This window comes from Ferrimonas kyonanensis DSM 18153 (genome assembly GCF_000425405.1).
GTDB lineage: Bacteria > Pseudomonadota > Gammaproteobacteria > Enterobacterales > Shewanellaceae > Ferrimonas > Ferrimonas kyonanensis.
On sequence record NZ_KE384368.1, the window covers coordinates 71,329 to 90,141 of the forward strand.

Genomic DNA, 18,813 nt, shown 5'->3' on the forward strand with positions numbered 1-18,813 from the left:
CTCCCGTTGTTCACCGAGCCACCGCCCCTTAGGGCGACAACTGCTTCAGGTAATCAATAAGGGCCTGCACCTCATTTTCGGTAAGCGGCATCGGTGGCATCAGCGGCTGATAGCCCTGTACCAACTCCGCCGCCGGCTCCAGCATCGCCCGGCGCAGGTAAGCCTCGTCGGCCACCACCACCCGCCCGTCAGCCAGAGTGCGTTCACTGCCTGCCAGTCCCAGCCAGCTGGGGCCAATGCCGGCACGACCATCAAGGCTGTGGCAGGCAATGCAACCTTTAACCTGTGCCAGCTGAGCACCATCCAACTCGGTCGCCTCAACCTCGGCGGGCTCCGAAGGCGATGGACTGGCTGGCGAGGCCGCTGCCGGCTCAGCGGAATCCGTTGCGACGCCACCCCGCTCCTTGATGTAGGCGATGAGCGCCGCCAGTTGCAGTTCGGTGAGGGCAGCATAGGGCGGCATCACATTGGTGTACCCCTGCACCAGCGAGGCACCGGGATCGACGATGGCCTCGATCAGGTAGTCATCGTCCACCACGCGCTGCGAACCATCAGTGAAAGATTCCACCTTGCCATACAGCCCCAGCCAGCTTGGTGCCAACGGACTGGTTTCAAAGCCATGGCAAGCCAGGCAGCCCTGGGATTGAGCCAACGACTCCCCTTCGCGGGCCTGTGGCGACAGCCCGGCATTGGCCGCGGTCGCAGCACCTTCGGCAAAGGTCGGCAAGGCGGTCAGCCACTGCTGAAACTGCTCAGGCTCCTGAACGACAACGGCCCCTCGCATATTGAAATGCCCCACGCCGCACAACTCGGCGCAGAGAATCTCAAACTCCCCCAGCTTCACCGGTGTGAACCACAGCGACGATACGATGCCGGGAACGGCGTCCATCTTGTTGCGAAACTGAGGCACATAAAAGTCATGCAGCACGTCCTTGGAGCGCAGCAGTACCTGAACCGGTATGCCGACCGGCAGGTGCAGCCGGTTACCGACCACCAGGCGGTCGTCCTGACCCGCGGGGTCCACCGGATCGATGCCAAACGGGTTGTCGGGACCGATGCGCTTGATGTCGGTTTTGCCCAGCACGCCATCGTCTCCGGGTAAGCGGAACTGCCAGCTCCATTGCTGAGCCAACACTTCGACCTGGTGAGCCTCGTCGGGAACCGTGACGATGTCGGAGTACACATACAGGCCCGGCACCAGCATGGCGGTAATGCCCACGGCAGTGAATCCGGTGAGCCACAACTCCAGGCGTTTGTTTTCGGGTTGATACTGAGAGCGGCTGTGGCGGCGATATCGAAACCGGTAGACGGCGTAGGCCATGAACACCACTACCGCGATGAACACCAAACCGGTAATGGCGAGGGTAATGCCAATGGTTAGGTCAATGTCGCTCCAGTTGGACGCAAGAGGGGGCAGGCTCCAGCCACCGGCGAAATGGAACCAAAGGGACACCAACAACAGAGCAATCAGCGCGATGGCAATGGTCATAGGCGACATCCAAAAACCGCTTGCAATGGAAGCCGAGGCAGAACTCTGAACTGCTTAGCGTTTCCGCCCTAGCGATAACCACTAAGACTAGAAGCAGAACCGCACTCCTGCCAATCAACGACGCGATCGGCACCACAAAAACGCCTTGGAATGTCGACTGAATTCGGCACATTAGCGCCAGTTTGAGAACACTGTGTTTGCCAAAATACGGCTAATATATCAACAACTCCGATGGAGCAGAGGCCATTATCTGGTATCATTCGGGCCACTGAAAGCCGGCCGTAGAGCCACACCAACAACCATAAAATAAACTTGGTGAGCTTCAGTACTACCCTACAACCTCTAACAACAGGACAGTTGCAATGAGTCTTGCTGACACCGTATTGGCCGTTAACGACGATCTTCCTATCCGTACCGATAAGCCGGTCCACAGCGGCAAAGTCCGCAGTGTGTACTGGCTGACCGAAGCCGACAGTGCCCGCCTGATCAAGGAAAAAGGCTACGACGTCGCCGCCGATGCGCCGCTGGCGATCATGGTCATCAGCGATCGCATTAGCGCCTTCGACTGCATCTGGCATGGCGAGCAAGGCCTGAACGGCGTACCCGGCAAAGGCGCCGCCCTCAATGCCATCTCCAATCACTGGTTCAAGCTGTTCCGCGAGCAAGGGCTGGCCGACAGCCACATTCTGGACATTCCCCACCCCTTCGTGTGGATCGTGCAGAAGGCTCGCCCGGTGATGATCGAAGCGATCTGCCGCCAGTACATTACCGGCTCCATGTGGCGCAGCTACGCCAAGGGCGAGCGCGAGTTTTGCGGCATTGAGATTGCCGATGGCCTGGAGAAAGATCAGAAGCTGCCGGAACTGCTGATCACCCCGTCAACCAAAGGGATTCTGACCGGCATTCCCGGCGTGCCAGCGGTGGACGACGTCAACATTACCCGCTCTGACATCGTTAACAACTACTCCGCCTTCAACTTTACCAAGCTGGACGACATCGACCGCTACGAGCGTCTGCTCAAAGAGGGCTTCGATGTGATCAGCAACGCCCTGGCTGAGCTGGACCAGGTGTTTGTCGACACCAAATTCGAGTTTGGCTACGTCACCGACAGCCAGGGTCAGGAGAAGCTGATCTACATGGATGAGGTAGGCACACCAGACTCTTCCCGCATCTGGGATGGGGCCCAGTACCGCGATGGCGTGGTGGTGGAAAAATCCAAAGAGGGCTTCCGTCAGATGTTGCTGAACCACTTCCCGGATCCGGACATTCTGCTTAACAAAGATCGGATGGAGGAGCGCAGCGCCCTAGCCAGGGACAATGCCCTGCCAGAATCGGTACTGATGGATGTGTCCAGAACCTACATCGACATCGCCGAAAAGGTCACCGGTGAACCGCTGACTCTGTCTGCTAACCCCAAGGCGGAGATCATCGACATTCTGCGCAGCCAGTATGGCCTGATCGACTAAACGCGCCGAATGCCACGCAACACAAAGGCCAGCGACTGCTGGCCTTTTCTGTTGCCGGTGCCGGCTACACCTTAAACTGGGTGACGATCTGACGCTGCTGCTCAGACAGCTGCTGCAGTTCCTCGCTCAGCGCCGCCGACGACTCCGCCTCCTCGGTGATGCTACGGCTGGCTTCACGAATGTTAGCGACATTGAGGCTAATCTCATTGGCGACGCTACTTTGCTCTGCCGCCAGGTTGGCGATCATGGCGCCGTTATCCGTGATGTGACCGATGTGATTGACGATCACGGCCAACGCGGCATTCATCGCTTCCACCTGCTTCTCGGCATCCAGCGCCTTGTCGTTACCGCTGCTGATGGCCACCACCACGTCCCGGGTTTCTGACTGCAGCAGTTCGATCAGCTCTCGAATCTGGCCGATGGACTCCTGAGTCCGCTCTGCCAGCCCGCGTACCTCACTGGCGACCACCGCGAAACCCCGGCCCTGATCGCCGGCCCGAGCCGCTTCAATGGCGGCATTGAGCGCCAGCAAGTTGGTCTGCTCGGCAATGCCCTGAATGACGCCAAGAATCGACTCGATGTTCTCACTGTCCTGGGCCAGTTTATCCACCATCGGCATGGCCGCCGACACATCGCCCACCAGCGACTGCACCGCCAGGCTGGTGTGCTCGGCCACCTCCCGGCCCTGCTGCGCCGCATCATTGGCTTCATCGGCGGCAGTGGCGGCCTGGGCGGCGTTTTCCGACACGCTGTTGGCGGTCGCGGTCATCTGCTCCAAGGCGGTGGCCACCTGCTCCACCTCCAGAAACTGCTGCTGACTGCTGCCACTGGTTCGGGCTGCGATGGCCGAGGCTCTATTGGAGGTCGCCTGACCGTTACTGACCGACTCGTCGATCAGAGACACCGTGGAGTGCAACTTCTCCAGAAACTGATTAAACCAATGCACCAGCACACCGACTTCATCTTTGCTTTCCACCACCAGCCGCTGAGTCAGATCCCACTCACCCGAAGCGATCACCTGCAGCCGCTTAGTGACGTTCCAGATGGGATTCACCAGGTAGTACGACGCCAACCAAATCAGACCTAAAGCCAGCACGGTGATCACCGCAGCCGCCAATAACATCTGCCACATGGCCTTGCGGTTATGTTCATCCACTTGAGTGTCCAGCGCCAGGGCACTGGCCAACACCTGCTGGGTCGGAGCACTGAATACCAGAGTCCACGAGGTACTGCTGCCCTCAAAGGTCACCGGGATTCGAGCGAACAACTGACTGTCGTCGCGATTCCAGCCAATGGCAGAACCGGTGGCGGCCAAACTAAACTTCAGGTCGTCGCTCAGCTGCTGCGACGATTCTCCCAAACGGCTGGCATCGCCGTCACAGGCAACAATAAAGCCGTCCTGGCTGATCAGCGCCACCTCGCCATTGCCACCGACAAACTCGGCGTCCACCGACTCAATCAGCGGCTGCAGGGTGGCCAGCGACAGGTCGATGCCCATCACCCCGATCACCTTGCCATCGGCCTTCAGAGGCAAAGTAACCGAGGTAATCAGGTTGCCACCGGCCCCCACCTCATCCACATAGGGGTTGAGCACACACAGATCGCCGGTACGGGCGGGACAATCGAACCACTCGTTCTCCGGCATCCCTTGTTTATTGAGCTGACGGTTGTGAATGGCGGCCTCATCGACGATCTGCAACTGCAACTCACCGCCGTCGGCGCGATACCAATAAGGCGCAAAACGGCCGGCTTCATTAGACGCGGTCTCGGACTGGCCGATAAAGGGGGCATCGCTGCCATTCAACGCATCGGGGTTCATCACCACATAGATGCCACGTACATCCGGATGCAGAGCCACCTGATCGGCGATGAACGCCTTCAAGTCCTGCCTCAGGCTGCCATCGGCCAGCCCGCGCTGCTGCGCCTGCTGACGCATAAATTGCAGCGACTGAACCAGCATGTCACCGCGAAACAGATGCCGTTCGATGACGCTTTTGACCATCTGCGCCTGCTGGGATGCCAGCGCCTCCACATGAGCCCGGGCGGACTGCCGCAGATTTTCAGAGGTCTGCTGTCGAATCAGGGTCTGGGTCTGACCACTGTCGTACAGAAAGAAACCCACCATGGCCGACAGGGCGATGATCAGGCACACCCCAGCCACGATGGAAAATTTATGACGAATAGAGATATTCTTCATTCAACAAGGTCCGGTCGCTCCCTTGTTGTCCTACCTGTTATTGCTCTCTCACCTGCAATGAACGGCGAAGCATACGCCAAGGCCACTGTACATTAAAGCAATCTAATACAACGCGTTACATGAACACCAACTGGCTCACAGAACCGAAAAAACCTCGGTCAGCGGCTACAGTTTTTCCCACCTCCCATGCCTACGAAAGACCGCTCAATCCATCGACAACAATGACGGAAACCTGCCCGTCCGGGCTAAGCAACGCCACCGAGCTATGACCGCAGAGTCTTTCAACTAGGCAATGACCGCTAAGGCGCCAATACCGGTCATTAGCGTCTACCACGCACGACTTTGCGGCTTATTTGCAGAGCCGATCCGCCTTTCGCGCTAATGAGTAGGCATCTAAGGGCGTTGAGCCTGACCTAATCTACTGATACATTGGGACAAATACTCTCATCGGCTCAATGCTACGGCTTGCAGATATGCGGCAAGGGTGTCCAGAGTGAAAGGCGGCGATTTACCGCATAAAAATAGCTGTTATGCCAACTCATCAAGCAAAGGTAAAATGGGAAATTATCGAAACTTTGAACAAGATTTTGTAACTCGTACAATTGATCTTATTGAGCAATATAACGGGCTTATTGCCAATGAACCGTTTGAAAGACAGTTCAACTACACACTAACATTAAATTGTTTACTCGGATTAATTGTTATGCCTAAAGAGCGTGCAATCAATTGTATTCCGAGAGAGCGACTTACTTTAGATTTCAAACAAAGAATGGGGTTGCAACATTCAGAGTTACCTGATGCACAAACAAACTTACGACAGTTAATTATAAAAATTAGACACTCAATAGCTCACTTTGATATTGAAGTCGAATCAATAGATGAACACAGATTAGTGAATTATGTTAATTTCAAAGACACTGATACCAAGCAAATCTATGCTCGATTCAGTGCTAATGAAATTTTTCCATTTTTGCAATTCTATTCGACTCTGCTTGTAAATAGTATGAGACAGCAGCAGCGTCATAGAGAGTTAGCATAACAAACCCGTGTCCATTTTATCGGGTCAGGATCACGCCTACGGCGCACCTGAACCAAGGGTTATGTGTATTAATTGGGGGGTGTCATGAAAGCAATTGTTAAGGTGGGCAATATTAGTCGGGGGATGTATGCGGCTGATATCGAGGACTCTGGAGAGTTTGTTATTTTTGAGTTACTTGACTCTTCAGAACCAGAAGCTGGAGATGTTATTTATCATCCTGATTTCTACAGGATGGGTGGAGAACAATTCAAAAACCTCACTCAAAATTGCTCCATTGACGTTTTTGTTCAGAATATTTGCGATACTTCACAAGTTCGAGCGCAGTGCTTTTTATAGGAATACTCATTACAAAGAACTGTAGGCGGATTTCTGCCAGCCCGGCTCTGCTCGTGACTCGCAGATTTTAACCAGGCAAGCTGATCATGCTAAGTGGAGCATTACACGGCAAGTCCCTGAACCGCCTGAATGTGGTGGCTCGCCCCATTGGTGCCTGAATGCTCCTAGAGCTTTCCTGCTTACATCAGAAAGCCGCAACCAGTAACATATCAGTGAATAGTCATTCCAGCAAACCGGTTGACTAGACTTTCAAATGACTTTATATACTTTGAATCAAGAAGCTGACAATCTTCGTGACCACTATAATCAATAGCATTCACATCTTTATTAGATGAGTATTTTTCATCATCGTATTCTTGCTTCTTAAGCGTTGCAGTGAGAATGACCTGCTTAGGAAGAGACTTATATATATCAAGCATTTCCCTTTCTTTTGGTGTAGATAGCTCTCCATCTCTAAACGAGTCAATAACGATGGGAAATTTATGCTCCACGAGCTTATTCATAGCTACAAGTCGGCTGAAGTAATATTCTTGTTCTTCACAACCTGAGAATGCAGCGTCATTCTTTGAGAAAAGTGAAGAGAAAACAATATTTCCATTTGGATCTACTGTTTTGTATGCCACATTCATCTCGCATAGCAACTGTTTTAGAAGCTCTGCTTTTGCTTGACTATGTCCCTCAGCTCTATCATCAGCATTTAGTAAGTCCCTTTCCAATGACTCTATCTGACGGATAATGATATCTGCTTCAGCATCTAGAGAGGAGTCACTTTCCATTTCTTCTTTGTACAGAAGAATATCGCCTAACCTTGGTGGGGCTGTATTAATCAGTTCATTCAACTTTGACTGCTCAAAGTTAATTTCCTCAGAAATGTCCAGAATAATTTGTTCTTTCTTCTCGATCTCTTTCTGAATAGAAAACAGAATTTGTTTTCTAACTTGTGAATTGGTCACCTCAAATTTAAAGCCTTCTGACTTATAGATGAGATCTTTGCTACCACATTCTTTACAAGATATCTCACCAACATTGATATCCAAATTAAGAGATCTTAACTCAGACAATAGGCCTTCAAGCTTTAGTTTTCTATTAGTTTCTCTAGCCCGGGTTTTGTTTAGTTCTGCAACAATTTTATTTGCTCTATCGAGATCCTTTTTACTCTTTTCATAGATCGCTGCATTACCGACCTTTGAAACAATTTCAGCTAAGTCTGGTGCCTTCAAGATTTTCATCTTCCTCTTGATATTTGCAAGCTGAGACTTGAGCTTCTTAATCTCCGCCTTAATAGCCTTGGGATCATCAAATTCACCAACAGAAGTAGGCTCATATCCACAAAGTGAGTAGAACATACTTTCAAAATCAGCTTTATTAAACTGACCTCTTGCTATTACTCCCGAAGAGCGTCGATTATCCTGACCAATAAAAAACATCTCATAAAACAACTGGAAATCAACTGTTCTGATCCGACCATCTTTTATAATTTTAGGTAATGGAAAAATATGCTCATCAAAGAAATATTTAAACTCGGTAATGCTTCTAAAGAAATGCACTCGCTCATTATATCTGACAGATAATGCATTATTGCGTCTTAAGAACTCAAAGTCTGTGCCTCCAACTTCGACATGAGAATAGAAGAAGTTGTTTTTATAATCAAAACTCGCGGGAAAAGTCGGCTCATAACCCATGGAAAACATGAGTCCTTGCATAACTAATGTCTTTCCTCGGTTATTATCATTGCTGAAGATTACATTTACACCGTCAGTAAGGCGCTCTTCAATAAAAGCCCCTTGATCATTTCCCAATGCAATTTTTTTAACTTTCATTACTAAATCCATCTTTAGCTAGCGCTATCAAGTACATAATTGCATCTTGATTTAAGTAATGCGAGGTAACTTTGACATTAAATACCAGCTTGCCATACAGGTTCTCCGCACTCACCTTGCAGTCCACCTTAAGATTGTCAATGATGAATTCACAAACTTTCCAAAACTGATTGTCCGAGTTCTTGTCAAAGAATGCTCGGGATAAATTAGATTCACATTCCTGAAGAAAGTCTGCTATGTCCTCACCATTATCAAACTTTCCACTAACATAGCTAAACAGCGCAGTTGGTATACCTCGGCTACTGAATAATTCAGCCCCCATCAACCTACTTATCAATAAAGTATAGATATCTCTCGTTCTTAAGTGACGCTCAAACTTAAGAACTTCAGCTGGACTATGAATCAAGCTTCCTTCGATAGTGGTGTTTTTGAGAGCCGACTGGATATCCCTCAACTCATCAAAAATACTCGAGTAAAGTTTTTCTGGTAAAGCGGATTTGTTTTTAAATCTGGATAGATTTTTAATGTACGTGCTATTTCTATGTGTATCTTCAACAAAAGTTACAGTAGACAGAAACTTACCAAGCACTTTCTCGTCTACAGTACCATGTTTTTTACAAATTTTCTTAGCCAAGCTTTGCTCAATTAACTGCGCCGTACTATCAGCGATGTTCTCATATCCATAGACATGGAGAGACTCATCATTCAGATAAGTTCTAGTTAGCTTGGGAACAAATAGAATGTAATCAAAAAAATTAAAAATTGATACGTAGTTGTCGTATAGGGTAATTAAGCTTTCGCCAATTTTCCTAGGGTAGAGGCTCTTATGGTTTTTACTTTGAACATCCCACATTTTCGAGAAGCTTTCATTTGCCGCAGTGACATCGTTAAAACAGTCAACAGTAATTATATCAACTTCGGCACTATCCTCTCTCATCCCAAGAAGATAGAGCATCGATTTCGTTTCAAAATCAGATGCTTTTTTGTTATTGATCTCTGTATTCTCAAAAATATACAAAGTGCAGCCTCTAAACTAGAGAAACCATATGCAAAATATGGCGCCGTAACTTAAAAAGTAAGTTGCTTTACTTTATCGCCCACCATGACAGCAAAAAAATAAAAGCACAACAGAGCAGGAAATTCCATTTATTTCGCCGTCAGTTTGAGGTGCTTCCCATTACTCAACATATTTGTGACGGAGTTTGGGAACATAGCTCACCGGCTTCAAGCCACTGTCACCTGAAACCCGGTGGATAGAAAGTGTAGTGTTCTAACGACCCCGTCCCCCCATAAAGGTGGTAGAGTCATCTTCCGTAAGAAGAGGTGTTCCATGACCAGAAAACCAGTTGTCTTCAAAAGAGGGACTTTCTCAGCCTCCTATGACCGCAATGTGGCGAGAGCAGCCATTCAACTACGCCACGTGCCACAGCGCGAAGACAGTGCTACAAGGACAGCCATGTTAAAGGTGGCATCATGGAGTGTCGATGTCTGGACGACTGCAATCTGGCGCGCGCAACCTGTTAACTAGGAGGTTGCGCTTGCGCACAGGCATGAACCAAATCTAAAACCCTATCAAGACCCCCACGCCTACAGCATCGGTAAAGCATTTTTTTACAAGGGCTATAAGATGGATGTCTATGTAACTGAGATGGACCAGGTGTTTGTCGACACCAAGTTCGAGTTTGGCTACGTTACCGACAGCCAGGGTCAGGAGAAGCTGATCTACATGGATGAGGTAGGCACACCGGACTCTTCCCGCATCTGGGATGGGGCCCAGTACCGCGATGGCGTGGTGGTGGAAAAACCCAAAGAGGGCTTCCGTCAGATGTTGCTGAACCACTTCCCGGATCCGGACATTCTGCTTAACAAAGATCGGATGGAGGAGCGCAGCGCCCTAGCCAGGGACAATGCCCTGCCAGAATCGGTACTGATCGGTGAACCGCTGACACTGTCTGCTAACCCCAAGGCGGAGATCATCGACATTCTGCGCAGCCAGTATGGCCTGATCGACTAAACGCGCCGAATGCCACGTAGCAAAAAAGCCAGCGACTGCTGGCCTTTTCTGTTGCCGGTGCCGGCTACACCTTAAACTGGGTGACAATCTGACGCTGCTGCTCAGACAGCTGCTGCAGTTCCTCGCTCAGCGCTGCCGACGACTCCGCCTCCTCGGTGATGCTACGGCTGGCTTCACGAATGTTAGCGACATTGAGGCTAATCTCATTGGCGACGCTACTTTGCTCTGCCGCCAGGTTGGCGATCATGGCGCCGTTATCCGTGATGTGGCCGATGTGATTGACGATCACTGCCAACGCGGCATTCATCGCTTCCACCTGCTTCTCGGCATCGCGATTCATTTTATTTGAGCGTTTTCAGTTCATAATCAATTTCGAAATTTTCTGCGGCTATTCACATTGCTGGAGTGTCAATTAAATTAGTTTTTTTTACCCAAGGCGCCACGCACAAAAATATAGAATATATCATTAAGTGAAATTACAGAGATTCAATTGATGACCCACCCAAAAGTAATACAAGAGGTCAATATTTCATTTCTTAGTTGATGGATGTGACTCATTATGCCGATTTCTTCTCGATCACTTCTAAATTTAGAATCACATTCAAGAACGCATTTATTATTACGATCTTCCCGTCATTTTTTGCAGTTTTTTGGAGATGACAATCCGCCTTCATTGCAAATCTTTTTAAAGATTCGCTCTGACTCCATACGAAAAAATTTGTAGTTGTCACTGATCTGCATAACACCTGAGATATCGTATATTTTTGATAGCAGTACTGCCCTGTTATACAAATAGTCTTTACCATTCCCACTGTAGTACCCCAAGGTCTGCTCCAACATCGCGAGCGCAGATTTATGACGCCCTATAGATACTAGCCTATCACTTTCCATAAGACTGCACTCAAGATACTCCACAGAATGCATCCCATTCAGCAAAGCAATGCTCATGCAGGATTTATTGGTTGCATCCAGCATCCCCCCACTTTTTACGCCTACATTAATAGCATCTTCTTCTTGTGTGGCCTTGGGCATCATATAGTCGAAGTCAATGAAAATATGATACTCTGACAGGAGTATTTCATTTACTGTCTTTAATCCGATTATTTTTTTAAATTTGTCTACCAAACTATTATTTTTGTAGATTCCACCAACAACAATTGCCTCGTTTGCATCGGACTGAAAGAAACTGAGCTTCATCTGTCTTTCTGAGCTTAGCTCAACCTCCATCTTTTTATTTATATCGACAATTGCTGAATGTGATTTCCAAGAATTACTCTTGCTCGGGCTGTAAGAATAGAAAATGTTAATCACTGGTACCAGGTTAATATGTTCATTTGTCACCTCTTTACCAAAAGCAGGGTTATGAACCAAGCCTGTTATCATACAAAGGACGATTGCAACCTCCTTCACAAACAACCTGTAAATATTAACAAGCTCATTTGACCTTTTACAAAACTTCATGCCGTCTCTTTAATAAATTATTCTTTTACACAAAATGATTATCCATCATACCTATTCTCAGCTAATTCCTTTCCATTATGGAAAAATCTTAACTAGCTCATCAGAATAAAAAATTAACTTTTCCCTAATCGCTTCTTGTTCAGGACGATCAAATTGCCGGCCTATACCATTTAGGTTTTGAGAAAGAAAATCCAGTCTTTTAATATAGCTTTTATCCTGTAACAATTGCTGTTGTTGCAATAGAGTTTTCATCAGGGAATCAATGATCTTAATACTCTTATCAATCTCATTTTGTGCGTTAACTGCTTTTGATAGAAGATTCAGCCTTAACAGCGAACCCTCAATTTCTTCGATTATCATGGGCAATGGGTACCCGACTGATTCTCTTAGATGATTCATATAATCTAGATAGTCATCAACGGAAACTAAAGACTCAGAATATTTGCCACTGCCCAAAAAGTAATTGTATTTTCTTTTGGCGATTGCAAAATTAAACCGACCTACAGTAGAAGAAACTAATGGAGCGTAATGTAGTGGCCACGTATAAAATGAATCATCGTAGATAGACTTCGTTATTGATGCGCACTCAGATTGAGATAGACTGTAATTAATAAATTCGCTAGATCCTGCGCCGTAGTCATATAACAATTCGTATATTTCTGGTTGATAGCCATATAAGCCAGCACGTATATCATTATGGCATGCGTATCCATATTTATCCGTTAAAGCTTTAACATCACCTCCATTATCTTGATTTATATCAATAAGGATAACACTACTTGTTAAGGTTGCTTCAGGTAAGTCTATTGTGCACTTTAGAGCTTTAGAACATATTTTATGAAATTCTCCACACTCTCCGCCGACACATTCTGTTATGGTAGCTAAATACGAAATTTGTGAAACGTCATCAACCTTTATGAATAGCTCTCTTTCATCAATGATCCCTGCACTATATTTATCACCATATTTGAATGAGTCCATATTCTTCCAGAGCACGGCCTCTGTTACTTTGTGAGTTTTTGATGCAAACAGAATGAGTCTTTTGTCTTCCGCATGCAGATAACTAGATAGGAATACCGTTGCTAAGATAGTGCCAAGTAAGATATTGCGATTATTAGATTTCATTCTGTTATTATTTCTATAGGTTCTCTTGCGATTTTTCGCAGCACCTTGAGACATTATCAAAGCACCAGCGAACACACAAGCGACATAGAAACGCCTGCGTTATCAATATGATTTTAATCACCTTTAAAATTCCTTTATGATTTAGATCACAAAGTTTTAATCCCTTAGAAAACCTCGCATCCCGACCCACAAAGGCAATTATAGGCCTAGCAACTTCTTCGCCTTCTCCATATTCCCCCCCTTCTTATCTGCAGGACATTGCTCAACAACCACAGTAAGGCAAAATTACAAGCCTCAATGACAAGCAAAGTCAATAGAGCAAATTTACAATAGCTTGCAGATCTCTTTTACAGCCTATTATCGAGCCAATTAAATTCGCCGCTGGGAATATGCAGATCTGTTTATATGCGCACCACGCCATCCCCCACAATCAGACATGAAACAGCCTAAACACTATAATATTTGTTTAAATTGAACTGCTTTCTCTGTTCCACATTCAAAGATTATCGGCTCAGATAAATTTGTAGCTTTGTCCCTCATATGAAAATACAGCACACTCCATTATTACCCGCCCTATACGATTACGACAACCCACCATATACAGTCTCTAATTCCATTAGGAAGCTACTCCAGTGTTTTTAGCCATGCGTCCAATTCATACACCAGAAGGACGATTTCAGCCCTCCACACTACCGGACTGCAATCAAATGCCTAAGCAACGCCCTTCAATTCCAACAAACCCATGGTGAATTTCAGGGCCTGCTCAGTCTGGGTCTGAACCGCCGCCGGCACTGGCTGATCAGCTACTAAATGGCTCTCTACATCGGCCTTTAGCTTCTGGTTTCGAGCCACCAGACCCTCAACAACAGCGGTGAAGTCGATTTCTTTCATGGTTACCTCCTAGGCTCTGGGCTGCCAGCCGCAGCCTCTGTGGTTTGTATCGGGGCGCGCCCCAGTTGACGCTCCAACAAGTCCCTTTGAGCAGGCGTCAACAGCTCATTGCGTAGCCCGGGATCGGACAGCAGCTGCTCCGGAGCACAATTGTAGGCTCTTCCCACCACCTGAAATTGGTGAATCTACCCTCCACCCTTCAACCACCTCTAAGAACTTGGGCCCCAGCCAGACCAGGACTCCAGTGTTGCTTTGGTAATGGGGCTATTTTCTTTCCGGCCTGCCTATGCCTAGGCCCACTAAATAACCATCATCTGACCATCGTCCATTACGCCAACGATCCAGTTCACAAACTGGCCTGGTGGTACGGAATCGACTATTTCGGGCCTTGAATCGACCTCCCTGAGCGATCAAGTATTGATTAAATTTTCTTTTGCGAAATGTTCAAATCGCAGAGGAAATGATGATGAAACAACAACTAACACAACGAAATTCGCTAACACTGTGTGCCAGTGCGCTGATTCTGATCCTGACCGGATGTGGCAGTGACAGCGACAATACCAACAGTTCGGATCCCAACCTGCCACCGGGCCTCGGAGCCATATCGGCGATTGCCGTTATCGGCGAAGACACTTCCATTGACGTCCTGGCCGAAGCCAGTGATCCGGAGGGCGACTCCCTCTCCCTGACTGATGCCAAAGTGGTTCAGGGCGCCGGCGAAGTACGGGTGAAAGACGACCTACTCTGGTTTGTCTCCAGTGACTATGGTCTGGCGCAGGTGGAGTACACCATCAGCGACGGTAACGGCGGTAAAACCGTTGCCGTGGTGGATGTGGAGGTAAAAGCCAGTATCCAGGATTACGCCGGTACCGAAACCTGCCTACGCTGCCACCAGGACAAGGCCAGCTTCAAGGAAACCGGACATAACTGGAAGTTCACCAAGATTGAAAACGGACAGGCACCGGACCTGCCCTTTACCTCTCTGGACGGGGCCTTCGATCTGTATGAAGGGGTCGAAAACAGCGCCGGTGTGCCCGAGAGCTGGAGCGACGTCAGTTACCTGCTGGGAGGCTTCCAACGTCAGGCGATTCTAGTCGATAACAATGGCTATATGATCAACGGCACCAAGGCGATGTTTGATGTGTTGCCAAAAGGGGAAACCCTGGACGAGTCTCGAGTGGTTCCGTTCGCGCCGGGTGCAGGTGGAGACGGCATGCCCTACACCTGCGGCCACTGCCACAACACTGGCTGGCGCGACTACACCTCGGAGCCTGGTGACGATCGTAACCACAACCGCCAGGATGGCCTGATTGGCATGGAGGGAACCTTTGCCCAGGCTGGCGTGCAGTGCGAAGCCTGTCACGGCGCCGGTGGCGATCACGCCAAGAGCCCGAGCAAAGACAACATCGTCCGGGTGGCCAAAGGTCGTCTTCGCGCCGACCTGACTGCCATGAACCAAGCCTACGGCGAGCCGATCGCCTGCGGCGAATGCCACACCAAATCCGGTGAGCGTTGGTACAAAGACGGTTACATGACCCCCTATGACGAAAAGTTTGGCGGCGACACCATCGGTGGCTTCGTTAAGGACTACTTCGAAGAGGGTCGCAATGCCGGGGATGCGCTGCTGGGCTACGATCCAGACACCGGTGTGGCTACCGGCAAGAAACGGATGTTCCAGTGCATTCACTGCCACAACCCTCACCTGTCGACCAACTTCCGCGACAAGCCCGGACACGAGGAAGCGCTGACAACGGAATGCCAGGACTGTCACCCGAGCGTGAAGTTCAACGATGGCCTCGGTGCCATGCATGGCGCAATGGCAGACTGTACCGATTGCCACATGCCTAAGAACTCCCACCTGTTCCGGATTGACCTGTCGGCGCCATCAGAGGACCCGTACCACTACGGTGAAGATGGCAAGACCCGTCAGCCCTGGCTGCGGCCGGTGCAATCCTGTCAAGGCTGTCACCCAGAGGATTACGATGATCGAGCCAGCCGACTCGGCAAGGTTCACAAGTAATCTGTCACGATAGCGACACATAGCCCAAAGCCAGCGACCGACCAGTCGCTGGCTTTTTCATTTGAATCACAACGTCATCAACGGCCATAAGCAAGGTGTCCAGATGAGTTTAGAATGAGTCCACGACACGCTCTGCACAGAGCCCACTTGACCCACTTAAGCGTTAAAGTCTCACCGTACCTGCCCGCTTGCCACCTTAGCGAATCACAGGATCCCGGGATACAACCAAAACCGACCGAAAGACTCAATATAAAATCTGAGTCTGCGGCAAGACCAGGCTAACTCAACCTTACTGAAAAACTCTAATTAGGCGGGCACGCATACTGGAATGGTGACATCTTCATCAACACCAACGCATTCAGAAAACGTGAGTCTTATTCACCAGTAATTGTTTTTGTGCGGTGGTTTCCATAACCCATCAGTTTTAGCGAAAGTTATTGATTAATATTAATAAACCCAATGATAATGTCGCCTTTTTTCGGCTAGATAAGACTGTTTGATTAAAGGATAATTAATGCGCAACCTGCTCAACATCGCTCTGCTTTGTGCTTCGGCCACCTTCGCCATGCAAGCACAGGCTGGTGACATTAAGGTGCTCAGCGCCGTTGTAAAAGATAAGAATATTGGCGATGCACACATCACCTGGCAACGTAATGGTTCCAGCTCCCAACAAGCGATAACATCATCCAGAGGCACAGCCCATGTACCCGACGCGGTTGTGGATGATGCCGACACGACCATGATCATCAACAAGCCAGGGTATTCCACTCTCGTCGTTAAGTGTCCTTGTGATAACTTTACCTATGCTCTGTCGCCGGTAATGCAGAGCTTAGACGGTCTGCGTGCTGTTTTAACATGGGGGGCGAGCCCTCGCGATCTGGACTCGCATCTGGCCTTTCCGGGTAACCATGTCTACTTTTCTAATAAGACAGGTGACGCGGTCAATTTGGACGTAGATGACACCACAAGTTATGGACCAGAAACCATTACCATCGAGCAAAAATACGATGGCCAGCGTTACGTTTATGCGGTTCATGATTACTCCAATGGCTCCAAGAAAAACTCCACAGCAATGAGTTTTAGTAACGCACGTGTTGAAGTGTATGTGGGCCAAACACTGATTCGCACTTATCGCGTGAAGCCTGATACGACAGCGACCAGTTGGGTGGTATTTGGTATTGATGAAGGAGGGGCCTTTCATGACATCAACCAATACCTAAGCCTGAGCCGGAAAGGGATGCAACAGCACTTACACAGCTTGATTGCCGCCGACTCTTTTGAGGATCACTCGCTGATCACGCCTGCCATTAAGAAGGAAGCCAAACGAATCAATACGCGTGGCGAGTCTCTTTACCATGACAAGCGCTTAGAAGATGCCATGTACACCTTCCAAGATGCCATCAACCTGTATCCCTCTTATGGCCAGGCATACAGTAATCTCGGGCTGACCTACCAAAAACTGAACCGTACCGCAGAAGCTCTGTGGGCGAACCGTAAAGCCATCGAATTGGCCAGCGGCAAACACAAAAACCGCGTTCAAGCGAGCAGCTACTACAACATTGCGCGCATCTATGAGGCCAAAGAGCAGTGGCGTGCCGCACTGGAAAACTTCCGCAAGGCTAAATCGCTGCGTCAGCACAGTGCTTATGACAACGGCATTGCCCGTATGCAGGAAAAATTGCAGTAACCCGCAAGCGTTCCCGACATCAAATCCATGATGTCGGGAGCATCTCTCAACGCATTGTTTAATTGGCAGGACGTTGTAATGAAGTTACGTAGCTTATTGGTCTGTTTATTGATTTTTCCTGTCACCTTGCTTGCCGCAGGCCCGGAAAAAGTGGCAACGCTTGATCGTGATCTTTGGCCTTATGCTATTGATACCCCCGCACAGTTTGATAAAGCCTCGAATGCCGAGATACAGATGCAAACACGGGTAATAAGCACTACGTCGTTACTCACAGAAGCGGACATCAAAGCATTCACAGGGCTGAAGACGGTCAATGTTACCGGGGTAAAAGAGTGGCTTACTCGAACCCAAACCAGATTACTTGAGAACCATCAACACGCCTGTGGCAATGGCCCTAAATGCGCTCGAAACTGGCGAGAATTGCAGCAATTAAGCAAGGGTAATCTCGAGCACGATCTGGAAGCACGCTGGAAAATCTGGGCACAACAGAGCCAGAAGTTCCATCAACGTTACCTGTACGAACAGGTTCGCCTAGCGGCCTTATTCCCCCGCATCACCAGTGAAATCGATCGGCTATCGAGTCAAGAGGTAAATGGCTTCGAGCTAAAAGACGGTGATTTCTTATTAACCTATGATGATGGTCCGTCACCTCATCGCACTGCACCGTTGATCCGTGCACTAAAAAAATACGATATCCATGCTTTTTTCTTTGTGCTTGGAGAGAGCCTCGATAGGATTAAACCGGCCGCGGATGCCTATCAGGATCAATGTTTGGCATCCCATGGTTATCAACACCAAAGCCACGCCAAATGGCAGGATTGGCAACAGTCACTGGCTGATACTCGAGTTGAACTGGCTGCCTATCAGCCTGGCCCTTATTGGTTTCGGCCTCCCTATGGTCAACGCCACCAAGCACTGCTAACCGATTTACAGCACCACAATGAAACAGTGATGCTTTGGAATATAGACAGCCAGGATTGGAACAAAAAACTATCTGAGCAACAAGTTGCCGATCGTGTCATTACCTTAATGTTACTCTGGCGCCGAGGCATCATTCTGTATCACGACATTCATAGTCGTGCACAAAACAATCTCCCCATGCTTAATGGCTTAGTCACTCAGTCCGATAGGCGTTGGGTCGATTGCCGTCACTTCTGAGTGCCGAGATAACTGAGATAGATCCTTTCCCGGTCGCTCAATTCGATGTCACCAAACACCACAAAAAAGCCGGTGCAGATGCACCGGCAAACAGGCAGAGAGCGCTTTGA

General features: G+C 48.8%; 14 protein-coding genes and 1 pseudogene. 7 read left to right on the top strand and 8 right to left on the bottom strand.

Annotated features, from left to right (window positions below; translation table 11 throughout):
- Positions 1-28: 28 nt before the first annotated feature.
- Complete coding sequence (locus tag H598_RS0120940) at positions 29-1,489, bottom strand: cytochrome c oxidase subunit II (protein ID WP_028114752.1); 1,461 nt, start codon at positions 1,487-1,489, stop codon at positions 29-31.
- Between the two features lie 362 nt (positions 1,490-1,851).
- Here H598_RS0120940 and H598_RS0120945 point away from each other — a divergent pair, with 362 nt between their 5' ends.
- The gene (locus H598_RS0120945; protein WP_028114753.1) at positions 1,852-2,955 is read left to right on the top strand and encodes a phosphoribosylaminoimidazolesuccinocarboxamide synthase; all 1,104 of its coding nucleotides are present in this window, start codon (positions 1,852-1,854) and stop codon (positions 2,953-2,955) included.
- Between the two features lie 64 nt (positions 2,956-3,019).
- Here H598_RS0120945 and H598_RS0120950 read toward each other — a convergent pair whose 3' ends face one another.
- Positions 3,020-5,152: a methyl-accepting chemotaxis protein gene (locus H598_RS0120950; RefSeq protein ID WP_028114754.1), complete on the bottom strand. Its 2,133-nt coding sequence runs from the start codon at positions 5,150-5,152 to the stop codon at positions 3,020-3,022.
- A gap of 493 nt (positions 5,153-5,645) precedes the next feature.
- Here H598_RS0120950 and H598_RS26195 point away from each other — a divergent pair, with 493 nt between their 5' ends.
- The gene (locus H598_RS26195; protein WP_245595634.1) at positions 5,646-6,191 is read left to right on the top strand and encodes a HEPN family nuclease; all 546 of its coding nucleotides are present in this window, start codon (positions 5,646-5,648) and stop codon (positions 6,189-6,191) included.
- Positions 6,192-6,275: 84 nt separating this feature from the next.
- Complete coding sequence (locus H598_RS0120955) at positions 6,276-6,527, top strand: hypothetical protein (protein ID WP_156897133.1); 252 nt, start codon at positions 6,276-6,278, stop codon at positions 6,525-6,527.
- A 209-nt stretch (positions 6,528-6,736) separates the two neighbouring features.
- On the opposite strand, the gene H598_RS0120960 is transcribed toward H598_RS0120955, so the two are convergent.
- Positions 6,737-8,347 carry a hypothetical protein gene (locus H598_RS0120960; RefSeq protein ID WP_028114756.1) on the bottom strand — a complete coding sequence of 537 codons (1,611 nt, stop codon included), beginning with the start codon at positions 8,345-8,347 and terminating at the stop codon, positions 6,737-6,739.
- Positions 8,337-9,365 (bottom strand): hypothetical protein, encoded by a 1,029-nt coding sequence (locus tag H598_RS0120965; RefSeq protein WP_028114757.1) that lies wholly within the window; start codon positions 9,363-9,365, stop codon positions 8,337-8,339. Before H598_RS0120965 ends, H598_RS0120960 begins: the two co-directional genes overlap by 11 nt.
- Positions 9,366-9,986: 621 nt before the next feature.
- Here H598_RS0120965 and H598_RS0120970 point away from each other — a divergent pair.
- Positions 9,987-10,361: pseudogene (locus H598_RS0120970) on the top strand (phosphoribosylaminoimidazolesuccinocarboxamide synthase); the annotation flags it as partial.
- Between the two features lie 64 nt (positions 10,362-10,425).
- Here H598_RS0120970 and H598_RS0120975 read toward each other — a convergent pair.
- The 4 genes from H598_RS0120975 to H598_RS0120995 form a co-directional block, all read right to left on the bottom strand.
- Complete coding sequence (locus H598_RS0120975; protein WP_028114759.1) at positions 10,426-10,701, bottom strand: methyl-accepting chemotaxis protein; 276 nt, start codon at positions 10,699-10,701, stop codon at positions 10,426-10,428.
- A 293-nt stretch (positions 10,702-10,994) separates the two neighbouring features.
- Entirely contained in the window at positions 10,995-11,822 is an 828-nt protein-coding gene (locus tag H598_RS0120980) for a hypothetical protein (protein ID WP_028114760.1), read from the bottom strand.
- Positions 11,823-11,897: 75 nt separating this feature from the next.
- Positions 11,898-13,001 (bottom strand): hypothetical protein, encoded by a 1,104-nt coding sequence (locus H598_RS26665; RefSeq protein WP_156897134.1) that lies wholly within the window; start codon positions 12,999-13,001, stop codon positions 11,898-11,900.
- A 657-nt stretch (positions 13,002-13,658) separates the two neighbouring features.
- Entirely contained in the window at positions 13,659-13,838 is a 180-nt protein-coding gene (locus H598_RS0120995; protein WP_028114762.1) for a hypothetical protein, read from the bottom strand.
- 466 nt (positions 13,839-14,304) lie between these two features.
- Between H598_RS0120995 and H598_RS0121000 the strand changes: the two genes are divergently transcribed.
- From H598_RS0121000 to H598_RS0121010, 3 genes are all read left to right on the top strand, one after another.
- Entirely contained in the window at positions 14,305-15,858 is a 1,554-nt protein-coding gene (locus H598_RS0121000) for an Ig-like domain-containing protein (RefSeq protein ID WP_028114763.1), read from the top strand.
- A 514-nt stretch (positions 15,859-16,372) separates the two neighbouring features.
- Complete coding sequence (locus H598_RS0121005; RefSeq protein ID WP_028114764.1) at positions 16,373-17,545, top strand: tetratricopeptide repeat protein; 1,173 nt, start codon at positions 16,373-16,375, stop codon at positions 17,543-17,545.
- A gap of 78 nt (positions 17,546-17,623) precedes the next feature.
- Positions 17,624-18,703, top strand: coding sequence for a polysaccharide deacetylase family protein (locus tag H598_RS0121010; RefSeq protein WP_035416382.1), 1,080 nt, complete (start codon positions 17,624-17,626; stop codon positions 18,701-18,703).
- The last annotated feature ends 110 nt before the right edge of the window (positions 18,704-18,813 follow it).

What these genes read in the sequence shown, in the direction of transcription:
- H598_RS0120940 (WP_028114752.1), bottom strand. Translation starts at nt 1,489, where the DNA reads ATGACCATTGCCATCGCGCTGATTGCTCTGTTGTTGGTGTCCCTTTGG.
- H598_RS0120945 (WP_028114753.1), top strand. Translation starts at nt 1,852, where the DNA reads ATGAGTCTTGCTGACACCGTATTGGCCGTTAACGACGATCTTCCTATC.
- H598_RS0120950 (WP_028114754.1), bottom strand. Translation starts at nt 5,152, where the DNA reads ATGAAGAATATCTCTATTCGTCATAAATTTTCCATCGTGGCTGGGGTG.
- H598_RS0120955 (WP_156897133.1), top strand. Translation starts at nt 6,276, where the DNA reads ATGAAAGCAATTGTTAAGGTGGGCAATATTAGTCGGGGGATGTATGCG.
- H598_RS0120960 (WP_028114756.1), bottom strand. Translation starts at nt 8,347, where the DNA reads ATGAAAGTTAAAAAAATTGCATTGGGAAATGATCAAGGGGCTTTTATT.
- H598_RS0120975 (WP_028114759.1), bottom strand. Translation starts at nt 10,701, where the DNA reads ATGAATCGCGATGCCGAGAAGCAGGTGGAAGCGATGAATGCCGCGTTG.
- H598_RS0120980 (WP_028114760.1), bottom strand. Translation starts at nt 11,822, where the DNA reads ATGAAGTTTTGTAAAAGGTCAAATGAGCTTGTTAATATTTACAGGTTG.
- H598_RS26665 (WP_156897134.1), bottom strand. Translation starts at nt 13,001, where the DNA reads ATGTCTCAAGGTGCTGCGAAAAATCGCAAGAGAACCTATAGAAATAAT.
- H598_RS0120995 (WP_028114762.1), bottom strand. Translation starts at nt 13,838, where the DNA reads ATGAAAGAAATCGACTTCACCGCTGTTGTTGAGGGTCTGGTGGCTCGA.
- H598_RS0121000 (WP_028114763.1), top strand. Translation starts at nt 14,305, where the DNA reads ATGAAACAACAACTAACACAACGAAATTCGCTAACACTGTGTGCCAGT.
- H598_RS0121005 (WP_028114764.1), top strand. Translation starts at nt 16,373, where the DNA reads ATGCGCAACCTGCTCAACATCGCTCTGCTTTGTGCTTCGGCCACCTTC.
- H598_RS0121010 (WP_035416382.1), top strand. Translation starts at nt 17,624, where the DNA reads ATGAAGTTACGTAGCTTATTGGTCTGTTTATTGATTTTTCCTGTCACC.